The sequence below is a fragment of the Parasphingorhabdus sp. genome, from assembly GCF_036963705.1.
GTDB lineage: Bacteria > Pseudomonadota > Alphaproteobacteria > Sphingomonadales > Sphingomonadaceae > Parasphingorhabdus.
In genome coordinates this window covers 1-639 of sequence record NZ_JBALUT010000164.1, presented here as the reverse complement: position 1 = coordinate 639, position 639 = coordinate 1, and the positions used below count along the sequence as shown (strand labels likewise).

The following is a 639-nucleotide window of genomic DNA, read 5'->3' as shown; positions in this document are numbered from 1 at the left end:
CCTTTTCCACTATGGCGTTGGCCAACGGATGCTCACTGCCACGCTCTAACGACGCCGCCAATTGGAGCAACTGGGCTTCGTCAAAGCCTTCTGCAGGGCGGGTTGCCACCACGCTGGGTTTGCCTTCAGTAAGCGTGCCGGTTTTGTCGATAACCACGGTGTCGACTTTTTCCAACCGCTCAAGCGCTTCGGCATCGCGTATCAACACCCCGTTTTGCGCACCACGGCCTACGCCGACCATAATCGACATTGGCGTGGCGAGGCCCAAGGCACAAGGGCACGCAATGATCAGCACACTGACTGCCGCAATCAGACCGTAAGCCATAGGCGGCTCAGGCCCCCATAACGACCAGGCAACAAAGGCCACCACCGCCACCAGCACCACAGCCGGAACAAAGTAACCGGCAACCCGATCAGCCAGGCCCTGAATCGGTGCGCGGCTGCGCTGCGCACTGGAGACCATCTGCACGATCTGCGCGAGCATGGTGTCGCGGCCGATCTTGTCGGCACGCATCACGAACGAACCTTGACCGTTGATGCTGCCACCGACGACCTGATCACCCACAGTGCGACTCGCCGCTAAAGGCTCGCCAGTCACCATGGATTCGTCTACGTTCGAGCGCCCTTCCAATATCTCGC

At 60.3% G+C, this 639-nt stretch carries 1 protein-coding gene; it reads right to left on the bottom strand.

Annotated features, from left to right (window positions below; translation table 11 throughout):
* Positions 1-639, bottom strand: a 639-nt coding sequence (locus V7680_RS15690) for an HAD-IC family P-type ATPase (RefSeq protein WP_335654184.1), incomplete at both ends; no start/stop codon positions are given.